Source organism: Microbulbifer maximicatervae (SeqCode) (genome assembly GCF_056231245.1).
In genome coordinates, this window is record NZ_CP174334.1 from 139,819 (window position 1) to 162,447 (window position 22,629).

The 22,629-nt window shown below is 46.9% G+C and carries 16 protein-coding genes; 2 read left to right on the top strand and 14 right to left on the bottom strand.

Going from position 1 to position 22,629, the window contains the following annotated elements:
* Positions 1-116 precede the first annotated feature (116 nt).
* The 6 genes from pepN to ACJJIS_RS00660 form a co-directional block, all read right to left on the bottom strand.
* Complete coding sequence (gene pepN, locus ACJJIS_RS00635; RefSeq protein ID WP_475709217.1) at positions 117-2,810, bottom strand: aminopeptidase N; 2,694 nt, start codon at positions 2,808-2,810, stop codon at positions 117-119.
* 139 nt (positions 2,811-2,949) lie between these two features.
* Positions 2,950-4,290 (bottom strand): omega-aminotransferase AptA, encoded by a 1,341-nt coding sequence (aptA, locus tag ACJJIS_RS00640; RefSeq protein ID WP_475709218.1) that lies wholly within the window; start codon positions 4,288-4,290, stop codon positions 2,950-2,952.
* Between the two features lie 233 nt (positions 4,291-4,523).
* Positions 4,524-5,087: a phosphoribosyltransferase gene (locus ACJJIS_RS00645; protein WP_413663623.1), complete on the bottom strand. Its 564-nt coding sequence runs from the start codon at positions 5,085-5,087 to the stop codon at positions 4,524-4,526.
* Positions 5,088-5,098: 11 nt separating this feature from the next.
* Entirely contained in the window at positions 5,099-6,460 is a 1,362-nt protein-coding gene (locus ACJJIS_RS00650; protein WP_413663622.1) for an NCS2 family permease, read from the bottom strand.
* A 1-nt stretch (position 6,461) separates the two neighbouring features.
* The gene (locus ACJJIS_RS00655) at positions 6,462-7,247 is read right to left on the bottom strand and encodes an outer membrane protein OmpK (RefSeq protein ID WP_444911695.1); all 786 of its coding nucleotides are present in this window, start codon (positions 7,245-7,247) and stop codon (positions 6,462-6,464) included.
* A 758-nt stretch (positions 7,248-8,005) separates the two neighbouring features.
* On the bottom strand, positions 8,006-9,613 hold the full coding sequence (locus ACJJIS_RS00660; RefSeq protein ID WP_475709219.1) for an ABC-F family ATPase: 1,608 nt from the start codon (positions 9,611-9,613) through the stop codon (positions 8,006-8,008).
* A gap of 502 nt (positions 9,614-10,115) precedes the next feature.
* Between ACJJIS_RS00660 and ACJJIS_RS00665 the strand changes: the two genes are divergently transcribed.
* On the top strand, positions 10,116-10,532 hold the full coding sequence (locus ACJJIS_RS00665) for a VOC family protein (RefSeq protein WP_282930918.1): 417 nt from the start codon (positions 10,116-10,118) through the stop codon (positions 10,530-10,532).
* Between the two features lie 75 nt (positions 10,533-10,607).
* Here ACJJIS_RS00665 and ACJJIS_RS00670 read toward each other — a convergent pair whose 3' ends face one another.
* From ACJJIS_RS00670 to ACJJIS_RS00685, 4 genes are all read right to left on the bottom strand, one after another.
* Positions 10,608-11,528: a DMT family transporter gene (locus ACJJIS_RS00670; protein WP_475709220.1), complete on the bottom strand. Its 921-nt coding sequence runs from the start codon at positions 11,526-11,528 to the stop codon at positions 10,608-10,610.
* Positions 11,528-12,115 carry a cysteine hydrolase family protein gene (locus ACJJIS_RS00675; protein WP_444915301.1) on the bottom strand — a complete coding sequence of 196 codons (588 nt, stop codon included), beginning with the start codon at positions 12,113-12,115 and terminating at the stop codon, positions 11,528-11,530. The genes ACJJIS_RS00670 and ACJJIS_RS00675 overlap by 1 nt, the downstream gene beginning before the upstream one ends.
* An 87-nt stretch (positions 12,116-12,202) precedes the next feature.
* The gene (locus tag ACJJIS_RS00680; RefSeq protein ID WP_444959772.1) at positions 12,203-13,729 is read right to left on the bottom strand and encodes a cryptochrome/photolyase family protein; all 1,527 of its coding nucleotides are present in this window, start codon (positions 13,727-13,729) and stop codon (positions 12,203-12,205) included.
* A 32-nt stretch (positions 13,730-13,761) separates the two neighbouring features.
* On the bottom strand, positions 13,762-15,321 hold the full coding sequence (locus ACJJIS_RS00685) for an ABC-F family ATP-binding cassette domain-containing protein (RefSeq protein ID WP_444934387.1): 1,560 nt from the start codon (positions 15,319-15,321) through the stop codon (positions 13,762-13,764).
* A gap of 397 nt (positions 15,322-15,718) precedes the next feature.
* On the opposite strand from ACJJIS_RS00685, the gene ACJJIS_RS00690 reads away from it, so the two are divergent.
* Positions 15,719-16,354, top strand: coding sequence for a glycine-rich domain-containing protein (locus tag ACJJIS_RS00690; RefSeq protein ID WP_507021877.1), 636 nt, complete (start codon positions 15,719-15,721; stop codon positions 16,352-16,354).
* A 39-nt stretch (positions 16,355-16,393) separates the two neighbouring features.
* Here ACJJIS_RS00690 and ACJJIS_RS00695 read toward each other — a convergent pair whose 3' ends face one another.
* The 4 genes from ACJJIS_RS00695 to ACJJIS_RS00710 form a co-directional block, all read right to left on the bottom strand.
* A complete protein-coding gene (locus tag ACJJIS_RS00695) occupies positions 16,394-17,590 on the bottom strand; it encodes a CaiB/BaiF CoA transferase family protein (protein ID WP_475709221.1) in 1,197 nt (398 codons plus the stop codon).
* A 53-nt stretch (positions 17,591-17,643) separates the two neighbouring features.
* Complete coding sequence (locus ACJJIS_RS00700) at positions 17,644-18,792, bottom strand: acyl-CoA dehydrogenase family protein (RefSeq protein WP_413663612.1); 1,149 nt, start codon at positions 18,790-18,792, stop codon at positions 17,644-17,646.
* 105 nt (positions 18,793-18,897) lie between these two features.
* Positions 18,898-21,054, bottom strand: coding sequence for a 3-hydroxyacyl-CoA dehydrogenase NAD-binding domain-containing protein (locus ACJJIS_RS00705; RefSeq protein WP_475709222.1), 2,157 nt, complete (start codon positions 21,052-21,054; stop codon positions 18,898-18,900).
* A gap of 10 nt (positions 21,055-21,064) precedes the next feature.
* Positions 21,065-22,273 carry an acetyl-CoA C-acetyltransferase gene (locus ACJJIS_RS00710; protein WP_444892236.1) on the bottom strand — a complete coding sequence of 403 codons (1,209 nt, stop codon included), beginning with the start codon at positions 22,271-22,273 and terminating at the stop codon, positions 21,065-21,067.
* Between the last annotated feature and the right edge of the window lie 356 nt (positions 22,274-22,629).

A 22,629-nucleotide genomic window follows, 5' to 3' on the forward strand; every position in this document is an offset into this window, starting at 1 on the left:
TTAGATAAAATATGCACCGTTTTATTACGCGTAATACCCGGCCAAAAGCCTGGTAAGGGAAACTAAGGGCTGGATATTGCCCTTAGTTCAACATTAATAGCTAGTTTAAAGAAGATCTAGAGTAATCGCTTCCCGATATTGATACAGCGTTCACCGGAATAGCGATGATTTTTTAGTGCTTTTACCAATATGGGCTTAAGTTGTGGTTTTTCTTTTAGTGACTTAGTAATCTCATTTACATTTTCTCTAGAACACATTAGCGGTAGGGCGTAAGCATAAGCAGTAAGCAATTCCTGAGATTCATCTTCATTGACCTGAGCCAGTGAGTCAAAAATCGGTTGACCGTGGATGTTAAATAGCTCTATTTGCTCTGGTGCAAAAAGGGACTCTGTAATTTTTCGAATTTCACTTAACTTGAATTTGTCTCGATTAGATATAAGGTTATCTACCCACTTTGATTTGTTTTCGGATTGGGGGCGAATAACTTCAGCAGATAGTGCGTTGAGTTTAGATCTGTCGGAGTTATCTTTTGCCAATTCTCTTGTGATTGCCTGCTCATAATCTGAGAATAGATAACGATTCTGCAACTTGATAAGTTTCCAGCGCATATCAGGATCGAGTTCCAGTCCTTTAATGGCAAACTCTCCCATTAACAGGTCTCTAGCATGACTTAATGCTGGTGTGGAGTGGGCGATATTGGTAAAAACACCAAACCAGACTTTTTGTTGATCACTACCTTCAGCCGCCTCTAGTAGTTGACCCCAGACAAAGCTCTCAACAGTCTGAGTAAGTTCGTTACGACGCTTTGTGCTTAGGGGGATTTGAGTCAGGAAATCGTAAGTGAATTCAATATATCTAGCGTTCAAACGAATAATGTTGATGTCTCTTTCGTCGACGCCATTATTCACTATAAAACTAATATACTCATCCAGGGGCAGTTTTGCGTCATAGGTGCTATCAAATAGGCTTTGCCAGAACATTAGTCGTGCAAACGGTTCTTCAATATCATTGATATGCTGAGCCATATTCTTGATGGTAACTTCATCCAGATTTACCTTCACATAGGCCCAATCTTCTTCATTGGGGTATAGCCCCTCTGGGCAGGGTAGCCCCACGGCTTCTTTTACTTCGGTTCTGGCACCACTATAAAGCACTGGAAGGGTTGCAACCCGTTTCATACTTCCAGCTTTCCTTTGGTAAACCCCCAGCTGTGTGCGCTGTTCCCTTAATATCGGGTATTCCTCTGGTGCTGTTTGCTGAATTACCAGATGATTGATTTTGTCATCATCGCACTGGAAGCTGGCTTCAATTGTGTTGAGGCCGGCCTGGTAAAGCCACTGTTGCTGCCAGGAATTAAGATCTTTATCCGCAGCTTTGCCCAGGTGGTTGATAAAGTCATTGAGGGTTGAATTGTCATAAGATAAGGCCTTTAAGTAATTACTGACGCCTTTGCGAAATTCTTCTTTGCCCAAATAGTAGGGCAATTGCTTGAGTACTGAGCCGCCTTTGCCATAAGTAATTCCATCAAAATTGGCAAAGGCTTCGTCAGTATTGTTGACTGGTAATTGAATAGCGTGGGTAGTGGGGCGTTGATCAGTGTGGTAGGCCCATTGCTTGGCGCCTAAGTAATAGTTCTCCCAAGCGGTAGTGAATTCGCTATTTTCGGCTAGAGCCAGATTGGCCATGTAAGTGGCAAAGCTCTCATTGAGCCAAAGGTCATCCCACCAATTCATGGTGACCAAATTACCAAACCATTGATGGGCCAGCTCATGGGCAATAACATTGGCGAGGCGCATCCGCTGGGCCTGGGTCTTTTTTCCTCGGGATATGTAAGAATCGTTAAATGTTACAGCCCCAACATTTTCCATAGCGCCGGCGTTAAAATCAGGTACTAGTATTTGATCATATTTTTTAAATGGATAATCAATTTCAAAGTAGGGCTGAAAGAACTCAAAGGATTGTTTGGTGAAGGTAAACCAGTCTTCTGTTTTTACGTAATTTGCCAGGCTCTGTCTTGCCATTAAGCGAAGGGGAATATCTCCTGCCTTGTCTTCCCAGATGTGGTAAGGACCTGCATGTAAAGAGAATATGTAAGATGAGAATTTCTTGGTTTGAGGAAAAAACCAGTGGTTTGATTTTCTTTTCTCTTCTACTCTCTCCTCTCTTTCCGCGCTAACTACTACCCAGTCTTTTGGAGCCTTTACATCCAGGGTGTAGCGTGCTTTCAAATTGGGTTGGTCAAAATGTGGGAATAGGCGATTGGTATCATAAGGTTCAAAGTCCGTATATAAATAGACCTTTTCGTCTTTGGGGTCTTTAAAGCGATGTAATCCTGAGCCATTGTTAGAGTACGGGTGTTGATAATTCACCGTAATCGTGTGGGATTTTTCTGGTAGATTTTGATAATCAATAGAAATAAAGTAGTTGTTGTACTCAAATGGAACAGATCTTCCATCGACCTGGATTGAATCAACCGCACCACCGGAAAAATCGATAGTGAGCGGCTGTTCAAGTATTTTTCTAAAATTGATATCTGCGTGCACAATTCCGGAGAAGTTCTTAGCTTGACTATCCAGATTGATGCTCAGCCGATAGTCCACTTCAGCAATTTGCTGACGACGAATGTCAGCATAAGATTCTGAAAGTCCTGGGGCTGTGGTTCTAATAGGAGATGAAATTTTCTTTGCTGGTGAGCTTATTTCTTGCTTAGTAGTTCTTTGCTCACAGGAACTTAATAAAATACCACATAGAATCGCTATAACCACTTTGTACTTTAGTAATACATTTGTAAGGCGAATATATTTGTTCATGGCGCTATTTTTAATATAGAGTTATTGAATTACTATTTGCGATTTACTTTGTATCATTAAAGATAGCTAGGCGGCGATATAAATTTTCCGTATCAGTAGGGGGAATCTTTTATACAGAGTGAGAAGGAATAGGTTCTGGCTACTGGCCGTTTGCGACCTCAGTAATTGATTCCGCTAATGCGTTGATAACTCCGTCAATCTCCTCTGCCTGTGCTATAAATGGGACGCCGATTTGCAATGTGTCGCCGCCGTAGCGAATATAAAAGCCTTTTTCCCACATCTTCATAGCAATTAAGTAAGGCCTGAGTAATGGCTCATCCGGAGCTGATTCGATTGTCAGGCCTGCGGCAAGTCCACAATTACGAATATCTTCTATTAACGGTAATCCATTGAGTTGATGGATATGGTCTTCCAGGATATGGGCAAGCTCCGTAGATCTCTCAAATAAATTTTCTTTCTTTAAAATATCCAGTGTCGCCAATGCCGCTGCGCAGGCTAGTGGGTGCCCAGAGTAGGTATAGCCGTGGGGAAGCTCCAGTTGGTATTGAGGTCCTCCATTTTCCATGCATATCTCGTAGATATCTTGACGCACAGCCACAGCGCCCATGGGAACAGCGCCATTTGTAAGCTGTTTGGCTGTATTGAGCATATCCGGGGTCACTCCAAAAAACTCTGCTCCGGTGGCTTTCCCCATGCGCCCGAAAGCGGTAATGACTTCATCAAATATCAACAATATGTCGTATTGAGTACATATTTCCCTAAGGCGATGGAGATAGCCTTTTGGTGGGGGCAATACTCCCGCAGACCCCGCTACGGGCTCGACAATAACAGCGGCAATGTTTTCAGAACCGTGCAGTTTGATAAGTTCCAGCAACTCGTCTGCCAGGAAACTTCCCTGTTCAGGCTGTCCTTTAGCAAAGCGGTTGTGGGGTAAAAGGGTGTGGCGAAGGTGGTCAGAATCTAAAGATGAGCCAAAGATTGCTCGATTAGTGCTAATACCCCCCACACTAAGACCGCCAAAATTAACTCCGTGATAGCCTTTCACGCGTCCGATGAATTTTGTTTTCCCTGGAGCACCCATCTTCTGCCAGTAGGCTCTAGCTATTTTTAGAGAGGTTTCTGCGGATTCAGAGCCGGAGTTTGTAAAGAAAATACGATTGAGCCCCATGGGCATCATCTGGCTGACACGCTCCGCTAGTTGGAAGGCTCCCGGGTGGCCATATTGGAAAGCGGGGGCATAATCCAGAAGGGCTGCTTGTCGGGTAATGGAGTCAATTATCTCCGGGCGGTTGTGTCCAGCACCACAGGTCCATAAGCCAGAGAGACTATCGAATATGGGGCGGCCATCAGCACTACGGTAATAGCAGCCGTCGGCTGAGGTAATAATACGGGGATCTCTTTTGAATTGACGATTCCCGGTAAAAGGCATCCAGTAAGCATCGAGTTGCGATTTACTAAGTCCCGCTGATTTGTCGTTCATTTTTATTTTCCGACATTTGGCCTTATCGCATTAATTTTGGACCAACTTTTCTACTTTATAAATTGATTCTCACTAACTTTAGTTTCATAAGTGGGGTTTATTAATAGAGTATTGAAGTATTGCCTATGGCAGGAGTTGAGTGCCGGGGGAGGGTTTGCCGGAATGGCCTAAGGGAGAGAGGGAGATGAGAGGAGAAGAGAACCGGGGGCATTAGCCCCCGGTAATATTGCTGATTAAACAGCAGTGGCGATTCTGTCCACATAGGGGGCGAGTTCTGGTTTGTTCTCCAGAATCTCCTGCCGGGACAGACCGTCGATCTCGTGGGGGAATACCAACCACTCTTCGGTCTTGTGGATAAAGTAATCCGGCTCGCGCTTGGCCTTGTTGTTCTTCGGCTTGTAGTAAGGGGTCGCGATACGAATCTCCGGCGTGTTCTTCTTACAGGCAGCGCGTAGGTCTTCGATAGTTTGCTCAATACTCAGGCCAGAGTCGTGCACATCGTCCACGATCAACAGGGAGTCATGGGACTCCAGGCGCTTGATCAGGTAGTTCAGGCCATGCACGCGCACTTTCTTGTCGCGCTCACCGATACCGAGATAGGAGGAAGTGCGGATAGCGATATGGTCTGCATCCACTCCCATCACGTGCAGCAGCTCTTGTACAGCGATGCCCACAGGAGCGCCACCGCGCCAAACACCGACAATATAGTTTGGGCGAAAGCCGTCCTTATAGATTTGCTCGGCGAGAGCATAAGAGTCTATCAGGAGCTGCTGTGCGCTAATAAAGTGCTTTTTCATCAATGTACCCCTCAGAAAAAGGCAAACTTGGCAACAAAGAGTGCCGCTAACACGTAGACACTGATGCTGACGTCTTTGCTACGTCCGCTCAGCGTTTTAATAACTGCGTAGGAAATAAAGCCCAGGGCGATTCCGTGCGCGATCGAGAACGACAAAGGCATCATCACTGCGGCGATTACTGCCGGTGCGGCCTCGGTAATGTCATCCCAATCAATAGATGACATACCGGAAGTCATCAGGACGCCAACATACAGCAGAGCACCTGCGGTTGCATAGGCCGGAATCATACCGATTAGGGGCGAGAAGAAGGTCGCCAACAGGAATAGCCCGGCGCAAACCACAGCGGTCAGGCCTGTGCGACCACCGGCGGTAATTCCTGCAGTACTCTCTACATAACAGGTAGTAGTGGAGGAGCCCAGCACAGAACCAACGACAGATGCGGAGCTGTCGGCCATCAGGGCCTTGCCCATTCCAGGCAACTTGCCATCTTTATCCAGCAGTTTGGCGCGATCAGAAACGCTTAACAGGGTGCCTGCGGTGTCGAACAGGTCGACAAACAGGAAGGCAAAGATCACGCTGATCATGCCAACTTCGAAGGCGCCAGCGATATCCAGCTCCAGGTAAGTCGGTGCCAGGCTGGGAGGTGCGGATACCAGACCGGTGAACTCTACCTTACCAATTGCCAGGGCGATGACGGTTACCGCAAGGATACCGATCATCACTGAGCCCAGCATACGGCGGTAGGACAGGGCCACAATAATAAAGAAGCCCAGTGCTGCCAGGATCGCCTCAATTGACTTGAGGTCGCCCAGGGTTACCAGAGTAGCGGGGCTGGCCACAACGATACCGGCACTCTTCAGGGCAATGATCGCCAGGAACAGGCCGATACCCGCTGCCAGGGATTGTCGCAGGGAGAGGGGGATACTATCGATAATCCACTCTCGCAGCTTGAAGATACTGAGCAGCAGGAAGATTACCCCTGATATAAACACCGCACCCAGGGCTACTTGCCAGCTGTAGCCCATTTCACCGACGACAACGTAGGCGAAGAAGGCATTGAGGCCCATACCTGGCGCCAATGCGATGGGGTAGTTGGCGTAGAGCCCCATAATCAGGCAGCCAATAGCGGCTGCAAGGCAGGTCGCCATAAACACAGCGCCCTTATCCATACCCGCTGCAGCCAGGATATTGGGGTTCACAAAGATGATGTAGGCCATCGTCAGGAATGTGGTAACGCCGGCAATCACTTCCCGGCGAACATTCGTCTGGCGCTCTGAGAGCTTGAACAACTTCTCCAGGAATGAGGCATTGCCTCCCACCTGTGGGATGTCGGACCCAGGGGTCGCCGATGTTTGGATATCAGTGGGTTTCATATCAGAAGTGGTACTTTACTAGCAGGTTAACGTTGCGCTCGTTGGAATCGACACCATAAGTGCCATCTTTGATTCCGAACTTGTCGTTCCAGTGTACGTACTCAATACCCGCGTACAGGGTCTTGGGTTCACCCCAGGCGGCGCCGGCATCCCATTTCAGCTGGGAGGTAAAGTTAGTGCTCGGATGTGAATCTTCAGAAGCACTGGTCCAATCGATAAATCCGTCGTAGACAAAGCTGGCATCACCCAGGGTAAAAGGCATGGCCCAAACCAGGGTCAGCTGCTCGTTGCTGGCCTTGTCATCGTTATCGCGGTGGTAAACATTCGCTTGTACAAAGGAGAAACCGGGTACCGCGAGATCAAAGCCCACACCCGTCAGGTAATTGGTAAAGTGGGGGCCGGTTGCTGCCAAGTGGTCCGGATCATCCATATTGCCCAGCTCAACTGCTGTGGCGATCAGTACATCGGTAACCGGTCCGAAAGCCAGTTCACTGCCGCTGAGCTTGCCTAAGCTCAGGCGGGGAGAAATCTCACTATACAGTTCTTTGGAGCCATCTTCCGAGTCCAGGTAGTCGGCAAAAATAAAGAGGTCACCCCAGCTGTGGCCACTGGCGTGCTCAAAAGTTACTACGGATCTCTCAGAGTCATCCGTGTTCTTGCTGTAGTCGACTTTGTAATCGTGGCCGTAAAGAAGGCTCAGGCTGTTGTCACTCCAGGTCATCTCAGCTTGGGCAGCTACGGACAACAGGCTAGAGGCCAGCAGTAGCAGGGGCTTGGTTGGTTTCATTCTATTACCTCTGTTACAGCGACAGGCGAATTTCGCACTGGCGGCCGATGAGAAAATCGGCAGTTGGTTAAAAAATAGTCGCGGAATGTACCAGAACTTAACCCCTGTTTTCCAGTGTTTTTTCTCGGCATTTACGCTTTTTTCCTAGCTTTTTAAGTAACTCTGCACCAAAAAATCACGCTTGGGGAAAACGAGATACTCATTTATTGGTTAGCGATGGGTCGGTGTAGCAAAAAAGTATTGTTTAATTGGTTTGATAGTAGGGAATCGCTACATTGCAGGGGCAAATTAGGTAAATAGTCCAGAAAGTCGGCATCTGCTCCCCAGTGGTGCTTGCACAGGCAACATGAATACTTTTGGTGCTTTTAGGGGTCGCGATAGATGTTGTTTAACTTTGATGACACTGGAAGTCATCCGCTTGGTAGTAGAACAAGGATGGTTGAAATGTATCTTCTGAGCGCCTTCCTTATATAGGCAGGCATCGGCCTGAGGTCGATGGTTATAGTTGGGAAAAGTAAATCGACTTTTAACCTGTATAAAAATTATTTGGCTGTTTGGTTTTTTTACTAATTCGTAGGAAATTGGCCGAGGAAGGAATCTGGATGGATTGCAGTAGCGGGGGGCGACTTTAGGGGGCTCAGGTGATGCCTACCGAGCCCCGTATTATCTGGTGGTGATTGGTTACAATTTGCAGCTTTTGAGTCCTGGGGCGAGTATTGTTATCGCCCCAATATGCCTTTTCCGATTCGAGTTTGGAATCAGGCTACTTGCTGTTCTGTACCTGACTGGTGCGCCAGGTATTCCTCGTAAGTGCCTTGAAAATCGATCAGTGCTTGATCTTTGATTTCAATAACTCGGGTTGCCAGGGATGAGACAAACTGACGATCGTGACTCACAAAAATAAGTGTGCCCTCATATTTCTCCAGTGCCTTGTTCAGGGCTTCGATGGCTTCCATGTCCAAGTGGTTGGTTGGCTCATCCATGATGAGCACATTGGTGTCCATCATCATTAGCTTGCCAAACAGCAGGCGATTTTTCTCGCCGCCAGAGCAGACCTTTGCCTTTTTATTGGCATCATCTGCGGTAAATAATAGTCGGCCCAGAATACCTCGCACGGCCAGATCATCGTGCTTGGGAGTGCGCCACTGGGACATCCACTCAAATATTGTCAAGTCACCATCAAAATCTGTACTGCTGTCTTGCGGGCAGTAGCCGATAGCGGCATTTTCTGACCACTTGACGACTCCGCTGTTTGCTTGGATCTCATTGACAAGACAGCGCAGGAAGGTTGTTTTACCAACGCCGTTCTCACCGATAATTGCCAGGCGCGCACCGGCTTCCAGCAGCATTTCGCCACCTTGAAATAGCGTTTCACTGTCAAAACCATGGGTAAGCCCCTCAAGAGTCAGCGCCTGGCGGTGCAATTTTTTACACTGGTTAAACGTAATATAAGGGCTGACCCGACTGGAGGGTTTGATTTCGTCCAGCTTGATTTTTTCCATCTTCTTCGCGCGGGAGCTGGCCTGCTTGGCTTTGGATGCATTGGCAGAGAAGCGGTTCACAAAGCTCTGTAGCTCGTCCAGTTCGGCACTTTTCTTGGCATTCTCTGCGTGAAGTTGTTCTTGTATTAGCGTGGAGGCCGCAACAAAGTCCTCATAATTGCCGGGGAAAACCCGCAATTCACCATAATCTATGTCGGCCATATGGGTGCAGACAGAGTTCAGGAAGTGGCGATCGTGGGAAATGATGACCATGGTGCTTTTGCGTTGATTCAGTACATCTGCCAACCACTTGATGGTGTGGATGTCCAGGTTATTGGTCGGCTCATCCAACAATAAAATATCCGGGTCGGCAAATAGCGCTTGGGCGAGTAATACACGCAATTTCCAGCCGGGAGCTACCTGTTTCATCAGGCCAAAATGCAGGGCTTCGTCGATGCCAGCTTCAAGCAGGATTTCTCCCGCACGGCTCTCTGCACTATATCCATCCAGCTCAGCAAATTGGACTTCAAGCTCGGCTACGCGCATGCCGTCTTCTTCGCTCATTTCCGGTAGCGAGTATATCCGGTCACGTTCCTGTTTAATTTCCCACAGGCGGACATCTCCCATGATGACCGCATCGACGACGGTGTACTCTTCAAATGCAAACTGGTCTTGGCTCAAAGTACCCAAGGTGCATCCAGGCTCAATGGATACGTTGCCGGCCGAGGGCGCCAAGGCACCACTCAGGATCTTCATAAAGGTTGACTTTCCACATCCATTGGCCCCGATAAGGCCATATCGGTTGCCATTGCCGAACTTTACAGAAATGTTTTCAAACAGTGGTTGGGCACCAAACTGCATGGTGATATTCGCGGTGGAGATCAAGAGCGTATTCCTGAGGATTACAAATGGGCTCTGGTAAGCCAGTTTCGCCAAAATAGGAGGCGTGATGTGGGGGCCGCACTATAAGGATTTGGCGCTGAAGTGTCGAGGAGTACGTTCAATAACTAAGCAGTTTCTCCGCGGGTTCGATATTAGAGATTGAAATATATATGTTAAAGTGTACTCCTAGGCTAGGAGGATATTCCATTTCGGGGTGGGGTGCGATGATATGCATCTGTATACTCCCTGAGTTCGGGCTCTTTAGCTAAAGCTATGGGCCCTAATATTAGGAATATTCCCGGTATAAGTTGCCAGCGCGTAAAGCGGCCACTTTTATTTAAATAATTAACGGGATCACTTGATCTTATTTGTATCCTTTGGGTGGCTCCGACGGCAAAGTAAATGTTAATGCTGTTAGGGGGGAGGGTTGAAGGGCTAATGACTAGCAGATGTCAGTCAATCAATTTTTGATCTCTATGAGGAGCTAGCAAAGGCTGGAGGCTATATGAAATCGAATTGTTTGCACCTTGCGATTCCGGCAGGGGACCTGGAAACCGCCAAGAAATTCTATTGCGATGTCTTAGGCTGCAAGACCGGCAACAGTGAAGAAGGTCGCTGGGTAGATATCGACTTTTGGGGTAACGAACTCACCCTGCACCAGAGTGAGGAGAAGCTCCCCAATGTTCGCCACAAGGTGGATATGGGAGAAGTGGCTGTTCCTCATTTTGGCATTCACCTGCCGGAAGATGAGTTTCAGGCACTAAAAGGCCGTATCGAAGCTGCCGGGCTGGAATACCTGGACAAGCCTTACCGTCGCTTTGTCGGCAATGAATACGAACAGGAAACCTTTTTTATCGAAGATCCAAATGGCAACGTTCTGGAAATGAAAACGATGGTTAATCCTGAACTGATGTTCAAGTAATCGTCTGGGCCCTGCAGATAGTTGAATCTGTAGGGCTGGGTTTCTCCGGCTATTCCTAGCCCTCCCTTATCCTTGCTAAGAATGCGATGCCTTAATCTGGGGTTGAGTTCTGATTGCCTGAATAATACCTCCTATTACTATCAGTAAGCTGCCGGCATAAGTATTCCAGGTTGGGAGTGTGTTATAGACCAACCAATCCAATATGCCGGAGAAAATCAGGCTTGTATATAAATAGGGAGATAAGCTGGCAGGTCTGTTTACCCGACGATAGGCTTTAGTGCGTAAGGATTGATTGCTGATTGTCGACAGGCTAAAAGCAATAATCACAATCACAAAACTTACCGAGTCCGATAGAGATACCGCGACTTTTGTAAGCTCCCCAAGATTTCCTTCAATCAATAAAATAGCAAGCATATAGAGGCTGGATAGGCCGAACATCTTGGTGGTTGAAGATATCGTATTTTGCTTCTTTGAAGAGTGGTGCATTACAAACTGTGAACAAGCTCCAAAGAAGCCCGATAGCAGGCCCACTATCATATAGCTGTCAAAGCCAGCAGTTGGCTTCAATATAAAAGCAACGCCGATAAAGCTGATTAAACAGGCCGCTAGTGTCTTCTTTTTTATCGGATCCTTTTTGGCAAACCGGGTAATAAAAGGGAGAAATAAACCTGACGTTGAAAATAGAAGGGCGGCGACAAGTAGAGAGCCTTTGGACAAATAATAAAACAAGCAATACTGAGCGAGACAAGTGAATAACGCCCTTGCACCATCAATCCTATCTATTCGATGAGTCACAGGGTTTTCATCGAAAACAACGAGGCAAATCCAGGTTAGGATTAAAAATGGGGCAAAGAAACGAATAAAGACCACCAACGATAAGGAGCTAAAGGTAGTTAGTTCTTTACCAAATAGCCCGGTTAGCGACATACAGCTGGCCGCCAGAATTGCGGTAATGACACTGAGGGCAAATTCTCTATTGGAAATACGGGTATTCATTATTTACTAGCACCCTCACTAGCAATAATCTCATCGACTGCTTTTACACTGGCTATCTTCGTGAGGAAGTTCAGGCTATTCTGTTTATTGTTTTCCGTGTCAGACTCACAGGCATCTGAGGCAATGAGTACTGAAAAGTCTCTATCGTGAGCTTCCCTGGCTGTCAGTTCGACTGTATTTTGTGTTGATACCCCACAGAAAATAATCCTTTCTATATTGTGGCTAGCAATAAGCACTGGGAGTTCGGTCCCATAGAAGCCACTGACACGCCTCTTATAAATAGATATATCGCTATCAGTGATATTGAGATCATCAACAAAAGCAGTGCCCCAGCTTTTCTGACGGAGGGCGCCTATATCTTTGATATAGCTGAAGAGGGGAGAGTTAGAGGAAGATTCCCTGTAGTCGGTGGAAAAAGCGACCCTGATATGGCAAATAAGATGACGTCGTGCTCTTCCCCACGCAAGGAGTTTATTGGTGTTCTCAATAACTCTATTCTTATGGACTCTTGGGGCCGCTGCTGATATTTGTCCCTTTGGATGACAAATATCGTTGATAAAATCGAGGGTAATGATTGCAGTCTTCATGACCAGAGTCTATTGAGGCGAGTATTGGCTCAGTTTAGTAATGATTAAGGAAGTCTTCGATAAATGATTTTATGATTTATATAGAGATTACGATTTTTTTGTCATAAATTGCTTTGCCCTTTTTTTTATTGCTGTCACTTCACTCTTATCAAGCTTATCCAAAAGGCTGAACATCATTGTCATTCTATGATTGCCCTCTAGCATTTTTCTTTTTTCAATTAAGAAATTCCAGTAGAGGCTGTTAAATGGGCAGGCCTTCTCTCCAGTTCGTTGTTTGACGTCATAAATACAGTCGCTGCAATAGTTGCTCATTTTGTTGATATAGGAGCCACTACTAATATAGGGCTTTGTTGCAACCAATCCACCATCGGCGAACTGGCTCATTCCCCGGGTGTTAGGCATTTCAACCCACTGAATAGCATCTATGTAAATACCGAGATACCAACTTTCCACCTGGTCAGGGTCAGTTTGTGTTAGTAGCGCAAAATTACCGGTAATCATAAGCCTTTGGATATGGTGAGCATAGGCATTTTCCAAGCTATTCCTGATAGTGTTGTGAAGGCAGTTCATGGACGTTTTGGCATCCCAGAAAAAATCTGGCAAATTATTTTTATTCTTCAACTTATTCTGATGCTCATAACTGGGCATAGACATCCAGTAGACACCGCGCATATATTCTCGCCAGCCCAATATTTGGCGTACAAAACCTTCAATCTGGTTAAGTCCTATTGAAATTTTTCCATCTTCCCAAGATTTTATCGCTGTATCGATAACCTCTTTTGGAGATATGAGTTTACTATTTAGGGAGAAGCTAATTCGGCTGTGATAAAGAAAGGCTTCATCTGGATCCATTGCGTCCTGAAAATCGCCAAAATGAGCAAGTAGATGTTTACAAAAATGACGAAGTAGTTTTATAGATTCCTCCCTGCTGGTTGGCCATATAAAATCCTCTGGATCAATCTCTCCAATACTCTTAACTCCAGACTTTTTTATACGGGATAAAGTTGAAGTGACATTACTTGTTATTTTTCCCTGCTTGGGTTTGCCCAGCTTTCCATTCCATTTTTTTCTATTGCTTTGGTCGAAATTCCACTTTCCCCCTTCAGGTTTTCCATTGTTCATCAGAATGTCATGCTTCTTCCGCATATAATGGTAGAAGCTTTCCATAAGTAGAGATTTTTTCCCCTGGAAGAAGTCTGCCAGCTCTTTTCGGGTGGTCAAAAAGTGCTCAGTGTCGTAGGCTTGAAACTCTATTGATAGTCTCTTCTCTAGTTGTAATAGTTGCTGATCTAGTCGGTACTCATCGGGAAGTTGGTACTCAAATTTTTCAATTTTGTGTTTTCTAATAATATCTTCGATATTTTTTGTAAGGTTTTGTTTGTTGTTTTTATTGTCTATTCGATAGTAGATGACATTACAGCCCCTATTTTTAAGCCACTCTGAGAAAATCTGCATAGCTTCAAAAAAGGCAACGATTTTTTGGATATGGTGAACAACGTAATCGGTCTCTTGGCGCATTTCAGCCATAAAGTAAATCTTATCCTCCTGGTTACCTCTAAACCAGGAGTGTTTTTGGTTCAATTGATCTCCTAATAGCAAGCGCAGCGTTTTCACATCTCACTTCCTTTATTTAGGTCTTAATATGCCTATAGATAGATCCTTCTATTCACTCCCACATTTTCTACAAAAGTAGAGTCATGGGAGATCAATAAAAATGTTCCGGGGTATTCTACCAGCGCAGTTTCTAGCGCTATACGCGACTCCAGATCCAAATGATTGTCCGGTTCGTCCAGTAGTAGCAGGTCTGGTGCCTCAGTGCCACGAGTAGCGGCAAGTAAAGCAACCTTTAGTCGCTCCCCTCCACTTAAAGTATTGGTAGAGCGAAGTGCAGAATCACCTCGAATATTCATTGTGGCTAGGGCTGTGCGCCAGAAGTTGGTATCTTTATCAGGGTGCAGGCGGGATAAAGTCTCCAGGGCAGATAGATTTCCATTTAGTTGTCTTAGGTTCTGATCCAGATAAAAACAGCTGCCAAAAGTTTTACACAAACCGCTGCGAGGTTTAACTCGACCAGCAATGATCTTTAGTAGCGTTGTCTTTCCGCTACCATTGGCGCCACAAATATGCCAGCGATCGCCACTGTGCATGGTAAGTGATATGGGATCACTCTGAATACCGTAGGGCAGTTTGAGATCCTCAACATGCAGACGAATACCACCCGTTAGCCCTGTTTTGCTAAGTTGCATATTTGGGAGCTTATGACTCTTATAGTCCTTTTGGCAACTTTCTAAATCTAGCTTTAACTTATGGTGCTGACGATCCAGGTTTCTAGTCAGCTTGCCTAAACTTTGCCCTGCACGATCTTTTTTCGCATCTAGTAGCGATTTACATTGGGAACCTTTTAACTTCTTACCCTGGTTTTTTCTGGTTGTAGTTTTTTCAGCAGAACTTTGCTTAAGTTTGTTTAGGCTTTTTATATTCTTTTTGGTACTTTCAATTTTCTTTTCTACAGACTGTCTCTGTATCTCTTTTTCTTTCTTGTAGTGTGAATAGTTGCCACCATATGTGCGTATTTTTCCTGAATCTAGTTCCACTATCGTGTCAGCTTGTTGGAGTAAGCTTCGATCATGACTGACCATTAGGATTCCGGCAGAATGGTTTCTAATTTTCTGCTGTAACCATTTTCTACCGTCTGAATCTAGGTGATTACTAGGCTCATCCAGTAGCAGATAGTAGTTTTTATAAGAGAAGGCATTGATTAAAGCCAGTCGGATTCTTTCACCGCCGCTAAGATTGCCGATAGGAGTGTCTAACGTGAGATTTATTCCGGCGCTGTATAAATGCTGTTGCCAAATTGTAGGTAGCTCCCATGAATCTGAGACACGTATCAGATCTTCGTCACTCTGATTGCCAGATTCAATACGTGAAAAACAGTCATAGAGGCCCGTAGGGTCGAATATATCTACAATTCTCTTGTTGGAATTGCTGCTCACTTGATCCACTTTAAGGTAGTCCGTATACCAAGTAATACTTCCCTGTTCAGGCTTTAGTTTCCCAATCAAAGCCTCTAAAAAAGTCGATTTTCCACTGCCATTATTTCCCACTAAGCCAGTAAATCCAGAATGGAAGTCAAGATGGATCCCCTTAAATAGAGATTTCTCAGGGACGTTTAAGTAAAGATTTTTTATAGAACAAATGCTCTGCATGTCACCCTCCGGTAGTCGGAATGGGTGGCGCAATACCATGATCTTGAGAGAAAGTTGTAGAGAATGGAGTACGCCACTTGCACGGGAATTGATGGCCTCTTAAGAAACCGGTTTATCTCCAGTGTGTGCAAGGCTTAATTCATTGGCGTAGATAGCTCCAAAAAGAAAAGTTGTTAAGTGTTAGCTTAATAAAGATTCAAAAATACTTCAAGCCCCAACCTAAAAGCGCTCACTTGGTACTCTCAACTCTTAAAATAGAGTGGTATAAGAGTATTATTGATATTACATTGAGATGATGCATTTTTACGACTTGATTTAGAGCAATAAGTGTTTATAAGCGGGGGTTACTATGGTATCTGAAGGTTTTATAGCAATTTGTCTATTGATCGTAAGTACTATGCTTTTTTTCTTTTACCGAAAATCACAGCGGGAACGATTTTTAAGAGACTATCAATTCCATCCGTCTCTCAAACAAAGAGTGAAGAAAAAATACCCTCATCTCAGCAACAAGCAGCTGGGTATGGTACTCGATGGGTTAAGGGAATATTTTATTATCTGCCAAACGGCTGGTAGACAAATGGTTGCTATGCCATCTCAAGTGATTGATGTCGCTTGGCATGAATTTATATTAAGCACACAGATGTATCGAAATTTTTGTAATAAATCTTTTGGACACTTTCTGCACCACACACCCAATGAAGTTATGCCAGATAGGGATACAGCTAGTGAGGGGATTAAGAGAGTGTGGCGAATTGCTTGTGTTCGTAGTGGTATAAGTCCTTCCAAGCCAAAATCGTTACCTCTGGTTTTCTCAATTGATAAAAAGTTGGGGATTAAAGATGGATTTCATTATTCGCTAAACTGTCGATCGAGAAATAGTCCCGCTGCGGATCACTGTGCCAGTCACATTGGTTGTGCCGCGAGCTGTCAAGGCGGAACTTCCGGCAGTGCCTTCTCTGGAATTTGGGGTGGCGGCTCCTCTTCAGACTCTGGAGGCAGCTGCGGCGGGGGCTGTGGTGGAGGTGGCAGCTAAAGGCAGCTATCACTGCTCTAGCAACCCTGTCCAAGGTGATTAATGAGTGACACCCTGAACATCGCAAAGCTCTTCAATTTCTTCAGCGCTAAAGCCGAGCTCACCCAGCACAACGTGATTGTGTTCTCCCAGAGCTGCCCCTCGGTTAAATAAGTGGGGCTTTTGGCCGTTAAATCTAAAGGGCGTGTTGATCTGTTTAATGTCTCCATTCACAGAGCAGATCATCTCTCTGGATTGGATAAGATCGCTATCAGCAGCTTCTGTAAAATTAAGTACGGGTTCAATACACGCATCAATATCCTGAAATATATCAATCCATTCTTTCTGGCTTTTTGTGGCAATAATTGCTGCAATATCTTTCTTAAGTGTTTCTTGTTGTCCGTCTTGGATAATGCGAGCCAGCCACTCCTTTCGGCCTATTTTTGTTAAAAATTGCTCAGCAAATTGTGGCTCTAAACTTCCCACAGAAAGATAGCGGTTATCTGCCGTGCGATAGTAATCATAATAACTTCCACCGTTTAGCAGTTCGGATTCCAGCTTGGGATCGGTATTTAAAGCCAGTGCATTGGCCCCACTAATTGCGTTTAACGCGAAACTACAGTCCGTCATACTGATATCGATATAACTGCCTTCACCGGTTCTCTGGCGATGATATACCGCAGCCAGTATCGACATAACCGCATGGTGTGAACCGCCGGCGATGTCTGCTATCTGTGTGCCGCTCAGGCAGGGGCCATGGTCACGGTTGCCGGAATAGCTGGCCAGGCCAGATAGTGCGAGATAATTGATATCGTGCCCAGCACGTTGCTTTAATGGTCCAGTCTGTCCATATCCGGTAATCGAGCAGTAAATAATGTCTGCGCGCTGTTGGCTTAAGCTTTGGTGGCCAAGGCCCAGCCTATCCATCACTCCGGGGCGGAATTGCTCGATCACAATATCGTATTGCTGAAGCAGTCGGTGAATCACCGCTTGCGCCTTTGGATTTTTTAGATCGATCGCCAGGGAGCGTTTGTTGCGGTTAATGGTTGCGTGGGCGGCGGATAGGGAAGCCGTGTCATCGACTAAAGGGGGAGAGCCCCGTAGTAAGTCTGGCCGTGTGGGAGACTCGATTCTTAGTACTTCTGCGCCCAAGTCTGCCAATAACATAGTGGCATAGGGACCGGGAAGTAGGGTAGAAAAGTCGAGTACTTTTAGCCCCTCAAGAGGGGCGCAGTGATTCTTCGTTTGCTGTTTCACTTTTTATTTCATTATTTTAATTGAGAACAGAAATTTCAATCTAGCACTTTAATTTAGTCATCGCGCAGGAGGTCTCGGGAAATAATTAATTTCATAATTTCATTGGTTCCGGCATAAATACGTGCTACACGAGCATCGGCCCAAGACCGGGCGATGGGGTATTCCCACATATAGCCATAGCCGCCATGTAACTGAACACATTCATCCAAAAGTTTGCATTGGAAATCTGTACTCAATAACTTGGCTTTCGCTGCAGTTGCAACGTCGAGTTCCTTTTTATAGTGAAGCTCCAAGCAGCGATCGATAAATACCCGAAGAGCGGTTAACTCACTATCCAGCTCAGCCAGCTTGAATTGTGTATTTTGGAAGGCAGAGATGGGTTTGCCGAAAGCCTTGCGATCCCGTACGTAATCAATCGTCCATTGCAGTGCTGCTTCTGCATTAGCTATTGCATAAATTGCCACACTTAAACGCTCTTGAGGCAATTCCTGCATTAAATAAATAAATCCCTGTCCCTCTCCACCGAGAAGGTTTTCCGCAGGGACTTTGACATCATCAAAGAACAGCTCTGAAGTATCCTGGGCCTTCATGCCTATTTTTTCTAGGTTACTGCCTCTCTTGAATCCAGGGCTATCTGCTTCCACAAGCAGCAAACTGACTCCAGAGGCCCCCTCGTGAGGGTCGGTTTTGGCCACGACAATAACCAGGTCTGCCTGCTGTCCATTGGTAATAAAAATCTTGGAACCATTGAGCAGATAGTGATCCCCTTTGCGCACAGCTGTGGTTCTCACGCCTTGGAGATCCGATCCTGCACCAGGTTCGGACATGGCGATAGCGGTGATCATCTCACCACTAATGCATTTGGGTAGGTACTTTTTCTTCTGTTCTTCCGTGCCGTAATTAATAATGTAGGGCACTGCAATATTAGAGTGCAGGCCCCAGCCAATACCGGAAAGTCCCGCTCGGGCTACCTCCTCATCAATAATGGAGTTGTAGCCATAGTCCAGCCCCAAGCCACCATACTTTTCATCAACTTGTGGACACAGAAAGCCCATTTCTCCAGCTTTATTCCACAGTTTACGATCTACCTGACCATCTTTTTCCCACTGATGGTGGTAGGGTACAGCTTCATTTTCTAAAAATTTACGTAAAGTTTCTCGAAACTGTTCGTGATCTTCGTTGTAAACAGTTCTTGGTACCATCCTTACACCACCGCATTTTATTACTGAAAAATTGAACCAGTGTTTTGATTGGCGATGTAAACAGCGAGATTTTAAAAGCCTGTTTACATCGCTCAAACCCCTGGGTTAAGGGTTGTCCGCCAGAGCTTTTCCTGACTCTGCCAGATCCAGCAAAATTGCTGGCGGGGCAAATCGATCCCCATAGGCATCAGCCAGTTGCTGGGCGCGTTGGGTAAACGCTTTCAGGCCAAACTGGCTGATGTATTGCAATGCACCACCGGTCCAGGGTGGGAAGCCGATACCGAAGATAGAGCCAATATTGGCATCTCGTACGCTGCGTAGCACATCCTCTTGATAACAGCGAAGTGTCTCCAGAGCCATAATAAACAGCAGCCGTTCCTTCACATCTTCTATCGGCAGTGCCTCTTTGGCGGGAAACTCCTTCTCAAGGCCACTCCATAAGTGCTTTTTCCCGCCCTCAGGGTAAGTATAGAAGCCGCCACCTGCAGCCTTACCAGCGCGACCAACTTCAAGCATTCGGTCGATCACTCCGTCGGCGGGATGCGTGGGGGCGGGTTTACCCTCTTTTTGCAGGTCGTTGATGGTCTGCTGGCGTATCCGGCTCATCAGCGTTAGGGAGACCTCGTCACTAACAGCTAGAGGGCCGACTGGGAAGCCAGCTAGGGCTGCGGCATTTCCAATGGTGGCGGGATTAACCCCTTCGCTAAGCATGCCGATACCTTCATTGGTAAAGCAGCCGAATACCCTTGAGGTGAAGAAGCCACGGCTGTCGTTAACAACGATAGGAGTCTTGCCAATCTGCAATACAAAGGCGAAGGCTTGGGCGAGAGTCTCATCACTGGTTTGCTCCCCACAGATAATTTCCACCAGTGGCATCTTGTCGGCAGGGGAGAAGAAATGTAGGCCGATAAATTGCTGGGGACGGTCGGAAGCTTGAGCGAGCCCAGTGATCGGCAGTGTCGAAGTATTGGAAGCAAATACTGCATTTTTCGGCAGCTGTGGTTCGGCTTCCTGGGTAACTTTACGCTTGAGTTCCCGGTCTTCGAAAACTGCTTCTATCACCAATTCACAATCAGCCAGGTCGGTATTGCTGTCTGTGGGCGTGATACGGGAGAGGATCTGATTGACCTTGTCCTCGGTAATGCGACCCCGCTGTAAGCGTTTTTGCAGGGATTTCTCTGCATATTGTTTGCCGGCTAAGGCACCTTCCATGGATACATCTTTTAATACGACATCAACACCTTTACTGGCACAGGCGTAGGCAATGGCTGAGCCCATCATGCCGGCGCCGAGTATGCCAATTTTTTGCATGGGCGACGTTTTATGATCGCGGGCGGCGGCGGGCAGTGATGCTCCGGCTTTGACTTCGTTGAGTGCAAACCAGAAAGTACCGATCATGTTTTTGGCAACCTGACCGCAAGCGAGGCCTACAAAGTGTCGGGACTCAATTCGCGTAGCAGTTTCGAAGTCGACCCTTGACCCTTCGACGACGGTTGCCATTATCGACTCTGGGGCCGGCAGACATCCCTTGGTTTTTTTCTCCAGCATTGCTGGGGCGATCATCAGTAACTGCGCATTTTTAGGGTTCTTTGCGTCCCCTCCCGGCATCCGATAATCCGGTTGATCCCAGGGCTGAGCAACAGGTTGCTCACTATTCTCTCTAATATAAGAGACAGCCTTCTCTAGTAATTCACTTTCACTGGTAACGAGCTGATGTACCAGACCGGCTTTGAGAGCCTGTTGCGGCCTCACCTGTTTTCCTTCCAGTAAGTAGGGTAGAGACTCCTGGATGCCTAAAAGGCGGGGCATACGTACACAGCCGCCACCACCAGGTAGTAAGCCTAATGTGACTTCAGGCAATCCCAGTTTTATTGCGGTGCTATCGATAACAATGCGCTGATGGCAGCTGAGGGCAATTTCCCAGCCACCGCCCAAAGCTGTGCCATTAATCGCAGCAACGACGGGTTTACCCTGGGTTTCCAGCCAGCGCAGGTTGGCTTTCATTGATTCGCAGGATTCGAAGAAAGGTTTAGCTTCTTCAATTTTTGCTGCAAATAAAGATTTGAGGTCGCCGCCGGCAAAAAAGGTATTTTTTGTGGAGCGAACAATAATTCCAGAAAATTCTTGCTGCTTAAGTTGCTCAACCGCTGCGCTCAGCGACTCGGTAAAATCCCGATCCATCACATTGGCTGAGGCATTGGGGTTGTCCATAATCAGGTGGACAATATTGTGATCGTCTTTTTCCAGGCGAATGGATTTCATAGTCTGCCCCCTAAACTCTTTCGATAATGGTTGCTACACCCATACCGCCGCCCACACATAGTGTGACCAGGCCGTAGCGAAGTTGCCGTTGTTCCAGCTCATCCAATACTGTGCCGATCAGCATTGCACCGGTCGCGCCGAGGGGGTGGCCCATAGCGATTGAGCCGCCGTTAACGTTGAGTTTTTGTGGGTCCACGTCCAACTCGTGTTGGAAACGCATCACCACTGCCGCGAAGGCTTCATTCACCTCAAAGAGGTCAATATCCTGCACCGTCAGGCCTGCGGCCTTTAGGGCTTTGCGAGTGGCGGGCGCGGGGCCTGTGAGCATGATAGTGGGCTCAGTGCCCACTACCGCAGCGGAGACAATACGGGCGCGGGGGCTGAGCCCCAGATCCCGCCCGGCCTGTTCACTGCCGATCAGCAGGGCGGCTGCGCCATCGACGATTCCTGAGGAATTTCCCGCAGTGTGAACATGGTTGATTGATTCGACCTGTGGGTAACGGGATATGGCAATGCTGTCGAAGCACAGGTCACCCATCCCGGCAAAGGACGACTTGAGTTGTGCCAGGGCCTCTATGGACGCATCTGGGCGCACCAGCTGGTCGTGATCGAGAATGGTCAGGCCATTTTGGTCGCGTACGGGAATCACAGATTTTTCGAAAGCACCGCGCTTCCAGGCGGCTGCCGCCTTGTGCTGAGAGTCCAGCGCAAAGTTATCCACATCCTCGCGGGAAAATCCGCCGAGTGTAGCGATCAAGTCCGCGCCAATGCCCTGGGGTGCAAATCCAGTATCTATTGCTGTGCGTGGGTCCATCGCCCAGGCGCCGCCGTCGCTGCCCATGGGCACCCGCGACATGGACTCTACACCTCCGGCCACTACCAGATGCTCCCACCCGGAGCGAACTTTGGTAGCGGCGAGATTGACCGCTTCGGCACCGGAGGCACAGAAGCGATTCAGAGTTACGCCACCGATATCCCAGTCCCAATTGGCAGCTAAAGCTGCCACTTTTGCGATATCGGCACCCTGATCTCCGATCGGTGTAACACAGCCCATAACGATATCGTCCACTTTGGCAGTGTCGAATCTATTGCGGGTCTGTAATTCTTTCAGGAGATCTGAAAGCAGGGTGATAGGTTTGACTTCGTGAAGGGCACCGCTGGATTTGCCTCTGCCCCGCGGGGTGCGGATAGCATCGTAGATGTAGGCTTCGGTTGGCACGGTTTTAGCCTCTTTTTATTTTATGGTTTCGCTTATTACCATAGTGCGGTGCAGCTTGGGTTCAATGATAAAAATTGCCACGGAAGATGACTCAGCTTCCAGGTGCTACCGAAAAATTCCTAGTCAAATATCTTTTTATTTATTCCAAATTAACCTAACCATGTGGAGGTACTGCCGTACACTCAAGTAAGGCGCCTAAATCTATTGAAATTTTGGCACGGTAAATTGGCACTTAAATTATCTTTGCGGCTGGAGGAATCCCATGTCAGGCAGGGTAATGGGTGATACAGGGCAGCTGAGAAAAATTTGAATGGGTAACACACAGGTGACCCCGGACAAATAAATGTACTTTGACG

Excerpts from the sequence above, each read along its gene's own strand:
- ACJJIS_RS00655 (WP_444911695.1), bottom strand. The coding sequence starts at position 7,247 with ATGAAACCAACCAAGCCCCTGCTACTGCTGGCCTCTAGCCTGTTGTCC.
- ACJJIS_RS00650 (WP_413663622.1), bottom strand. The coding sequence starts at position 6,460 with ATGAAACCCACTGATATCCAAACATCGGCGACCCCTGGGTCCGACATC.
- ACJJIS_RS00690 (WP_507021877.1), top strand. The coding sequence starts at position 15,719 with ATGCTTTTTTTCTTTTACCGAAAATCACAGCGGGAACGATTTTTAAGA.
- ACJJIS_RS00700 (WP_413663612.1), bottom strand. The coding sequence starts at position 18,792 with ATGGTACCAAGAACTGTTTACAACGAAGATCACGAACAGTTTCGAGAA.
- pepN (WP_475709217.1), bottom strand. The coding sequence starts at position 2,810 with ATGAACAAATATATTCGCCTTACAAATGTATTACTAAAGTACAAAGTG.
- ACJJIS_RS00665 (WP_282930918.1), top strand. The coding sequence starts at position 10,116 with ATGAAATCGAATTGTTTGCACCTTGCGATTCCGGCAGGGGACCTGGAA.
- ACJJIS_RS00705 (WP_475709222.1), bottom strand. The coding sequence starts at position 21,054 with ATGAAATCCATTCGCCTGGAAAAAGACGATCACAATATTGTCCACCTG.
- aptA (WP_475709218.1), bottom strand. The coding sequence starts at position 4,290 with ATGAACGACAAATCAGCGGGACTTAGTAAATCGCAACTCGATGCTTAC.
- ACJJIS_RS00670 (WP_475709220.1), bottom strand. The coding sequence starts at position 11,528 with ATGAATACCCGTATTTCCAATAGAGAATTTGCCCTCAGTGTCATTACC.
- ACJJIS_RS00675 (WP_444915301.1), bottom strand. The coding sequence starts at position 12,115 with ATGAAGACTGCAATCATTACCCTCGATTTTATCAACGATATTTGTCAT.
- ACJJIS_RS00685 (WP_444934387.1), bottom strand. The coding sequence starts at position 15,321 with ATGCAGAGCATTTGTTCTATAAAAAATCTTTACTTAAACGTCCCTGAG.
- ACJJIS_RS00645 (WP_413663623.1), bottom strand. The coding sequence starts at position 5,087 with ATGAAAAAGCACTTTATTAGCGCACAGCAGCTCCTGATAGACTCTTAT.